The sequence below is a fragment of the Pseudomonas sp. A39 genome, assembly GCF_058145955.1.
Map to the genome: position 1 here is coordinate 1 of NZ_JBYVMD010000101.1, position 3,205 is coordinate 3,205.

A 3,205-nucleotide genomic window follows, 5' to 3' on the forward strand; every position below is an offset into this window, starting at 1 on the left:
CAAAAATGGTGGGTCGTGTGGGATTCGAACCTACGACCAATTGGTTAAAAGCCAACTGCTCTACCAACTGAGCTAACGACCCGCTGTGTGGTGGCGCGTATAATACTGATTTCTAAGGATTATTCAACACCTTATTTGAAATAAATCAGAAATAACGCGTTGGGTCAGCAATTCCGGCGGCTTGGAAGCCTTCTGCACGCAGTCGGCAGCTGTCGCATTTCCCACAAGCACGGCCGTCATCGTCTGCCTGGTAGCAGGAAACAGTCAGCGAGTAATCGACGCCAAGTCCTACGCCAGCCTTCACGATATCGGCCTTGCTCAGGTTTTGCAGTGGCGCCAGGATGCGGAAGCCTTGCCCTTCTACACCGGCCTTTGTGGCCAGGTTGGCCATGCGTTCGAACGACTCGACGAATTCAGGGCGGCAGTCCGGGTAGCCGGAGTAATCCACCGCGTTGACGCCGATAAAGATGTCTCGAGCGTTGAGCACTTCCGCCCAGCCAAGGGCCAGGGACAGGAACACGGTGTTGCGTGCCGGCACATAAGTCACCGGTATGCCTTCGCTGGGGGCTTCCGGCACGTCGATGCTGCTGTCGGTCAGCGCGGAGCCGCCGATGCCGTTGAGGTTCAAGCCGATCACCTTGTGCTCCACCACGCCCATGTCACGGGCGACACGGGCGGCGGCGTTCAGCTCGGCACGGTGACGTTGGCCGTAGTCGAAACTCATGGTGTAGCAGCTGTAGCCCTGCGCTTGCGCCATAGCCACCACCGTAGCGGAGTCGAGGCCGCCGGAGAGCAGGATTACCGCGCGTTTTTGATCCATGGTGTGTTCAGTCATATCAGCGTCCTGGCTCGTCGTTCCAAAGGTATTTATGCAACTGCAATTGCAGGCGCACCGGTAGATTGTCCGCAACCACCCAATCGGCGAGGTCACGGGCGTTCAAGTCATGGTGGCTTGGCGAGAACAGCACTTCGCCGGCGCGTCGGTCCAACCCGTATTGAATCAGCTTGGAGTTCGCCCAGTCGTAGTCCTCGCGCGAACAGATGACAAACTTGACCTGATCGTTGGCCGTCAGCAGCTCGATGTTCTCGTAGCGGTTACGGTGCGCTTCCTTGGAGCCTGGGGTCTTGAGGTCGACCACGCGGCTTACACGGGGATCGACTGCCGAGATGTCCAGCGCACCACTGGTCTCCAGGGAAACCTCGTAGCCGGCGTCACACAGCTGCTTGAGCAATGGGATGGCGTTGGGCTGGGCCAGCGGTTCACCGCCGGTTACGCAGACGTAGCGCGGCTTGTAGCCGGCCACCTGCTCCAGGATGTCATCGAGGGTGCGCACGGTGCCGCCACTGAAGGCGTAGGCGCTGTCGCAATACTGGCAACGCAAGGGGCAACCGGTGAGGCGCACAAAGACTGTGGGCAGGCCGGCCGTTCGCGTTTCACCCTGCAACGAGTAAAAAACTTCGGTAATACGTAATGTGTCTTGCATAGTCGCCACGGGCGTAACAGCTAAACAGGCTGTCCGCCTCCGTCAGGCACTTTAAGGGACCCCGCCAACGCGCAGGCCCCAAAAAGCGTGTTTCATAAAAGGGCGTGGATTCTAACGAAAAAACCCGCGCCAGGCGCGGGTTTCTTCTAAACGGGCTGCTTCGCTTACAAGCGCTGCAGGTCCCGTTGGGCCAACTGGGCAGCCGAGGTACCCGGATATTGGGCCACAACCTGCTGCAGAATGCCTTTGACCTTGTCGGTATGACCCAGGCGGCGTTCTACGTCAGCGAGTTTATACAGCGAGTCCGGCACCTTGGCGTGCTTGGGGTACAGCTGGCTGACCTTGGCAAATGCCTGGCCTGCCCCCTGCAGATCACCCTTTGCCAGGTTGACCTCACCCAACCAGTATTGGGCGTTGCCCGCGTACTGGCTGTTCGGGTATTTACGCAGGAAAGCGGTAAATGCCTGGCTGGCCTTATCGAAATCCTTGGCTTTGATCAGGTCGAAGGCTGCATCGTAATACAGTTTTTCCTTCGCCGGATCACCCGGTTCGCTGCTCGCGGCAGGGGCTTGGCTTGCCGCCGCAGCCCCTGCTGCTGCACCACCGGCAGCGGCACTGGGCGCGCCACCGGCAGAAGAATTATCAGGAGTTGCGGCAGGTGTAACGCCGGCTCCAATGCGTCGATCAAGATCCTGGTATCGCTCCAGGCCTTCTTGCTTCAGCTGGTTCACTTGGTTCTGCAGAACTTCAATCGCGCCTTGTTGCTGCGCCAGTTGATCCTGCATGCGTTGCAGCTGGTTGAACAGTTCGCCCTGTGCGGAGGGGGCGGACGTAGCCGCCCCCCCAGCATAGGCGCCGTTCGTGCCATAACCCGCTGGCGGATAACTGCTCCCGCTATTGTTATAGCCAGAGTTGCTATCTTCCACAGGAACCGCAGCCCACACCGCAAGCGGTGCGAGACTGAGAGCCAATACAGTTAGAGCACGACGGCACGTTCGCATGACGAATTACTTACGCAGTTCGACGCGACGGTTTTGAGCCCACGACTGTTCGTCGTTGCCAGTTGCAACTGGACGCTCTTTACCGTAGGAAACCAGTTCCAGTTGGCCTGGAGCAACACCTTGCAGTACCAGGTAGCGCTGAACGGCTTTCGCACGACGCTCGCCCAGTGCCATGTTGTACTCACGAGTACCACGGGCGTCAGTGTTACCTTCCAGAACAACGCGAGCGCCGTTAGCTTTCAGGTCCTTCGCGTGAACGTCCAGAGCGCGCATGGCTTCTGGTTTCAGGTCCGAACTGTCGTATTCGAAGTAGAAAGTGGTGATAGCGCGCAGAGCAGCTTCTTCGCTCAGGGAGCCGTCAACTGCACCAGTGTTAGCGCCGTAACCAGCGTTTGGATCAACAGCTGCGCCTTCACCGGCATTGTCGCCGCCTTTAGACGAGCAACCAACGGCTACGGACAGAGCCAGAGCCAGAGCAGCAAACTTACCAAACTTCAGCATTTCCATCGTGAAACTCCTAATGAACCCCAGTGTGTTAAGCAAATCTTTTTTTGTAGCGCCGCGTCAGTTCAGGTAAGGGGACCAGGATGGTTCTCTGACTTCGCCTTGTGCGGTAGGAAGCGGGAGCCTTACGCGTCCATTAATGGACACGAGCATCAAGACTCCCCGGCCCTGCTGGCGGGTGGCGTAGATTACCATGGTGCCGTTGGGCGCAACAGT

At 58.3% G+C, this 3,205-nt stretch carries 4 protein-coding genes, 1 tRNA gene and 1 pseudogene; all 6 read right to left on the reverse strand.

The window, feature by feature from the left end; all coding sequences use genetic code 11:
- Positions 1-6 precede the first annotated feature (6 nt).
- Positions 7-82, reverse strand: a tRNA-Lys gene (locus AC3ZU9_RS31255).
- Positions 83-145: 63 nt separating this feature from the next.
- The gene (gene queC / locus AC3ZU9_RS31260; protein WP_015885604.1) at positions 146-820 is read right to left on the reverse strand and encodes a 7-cyano-7-deazaguanine synthase QueC; all 675 of its coding nucleotides are present in this window, start codon (positions 818-820) and stop codon (positions 146-148) included.
- 16 nt (positions 821-836) lie between these two features.
- Complete coding sequence (gene queE / locus AC3ZU9_RS31265) at positions 837-1,484, reverse strand: 7-carboxy-7-deazaguanine synthase QueE (protein WP_015885605.1); 648 nt, start codon at positions 1,482-1,484, stop codon at positions 837-839.
- A 164-nt stretch (positions 1,485-1,648) separates the two neighbouring features.
- A complete protein-coding gene (gene ybgF / locus AC3ZU9_RS31270) occupies positions 1,649-2,485 on the reverse strand; it encodes a tol-pal system protein YbgF (protein ID WP_046035282.1) in 837 nt (278 codons plus the stop codon).
- A gap of 6 nt (positions 2,486-2,491) precedes the next feature.
- On the reverse strand, positions 2,492-2,992 hold the full coding sequence (gene pal, locus AC3ZU9_RS31275) for a peptidoglycan-associated lipoprotein Pal (protein ID WP_003193861.1): 501 nt from the start codon (positions 2,990-2,992) through the stop codon (positions 2,492-2,494).
- A 57-nt stretch (positions 2,993-3,049) separates the two neighbouring features.
- A pseudogene (locus AC3ZU9_RS31280) lies at positions 3,050-3,205 on the reverse strand (Tol-Pal system beta propeller repeat protein TolB); the annotation flags it as partial.

Coding starts and splice junctions, on each gene's coding strand:
- ybgF (WP_046035282.1), bottom strand. CDS start 2,485: ATGCGAACGTGCCGTCGTGCTCTAACTGTATTGGCTCTCAGTCTCGCA.
- queE (WP_015885605.1), bottom strand. CDS start 1,484: ATGCAAGACACATTACGTATTACCGAAGTTTTTTACTCGTTGCAGGGT.
- queC (WP_015885604.1), bottom strand. CDS start 820: ATGGATCAAAAACGCGCGGTAATCCTGCTCTCCGGCGGCCTCGACTCC.
- pal (WP_003193861.1), bottom strand. CDS start 2,992: ATGGAAATGCTGAAGTTTGGTAAGTTTGCTGCTCTGGCTCTGGCTCTG.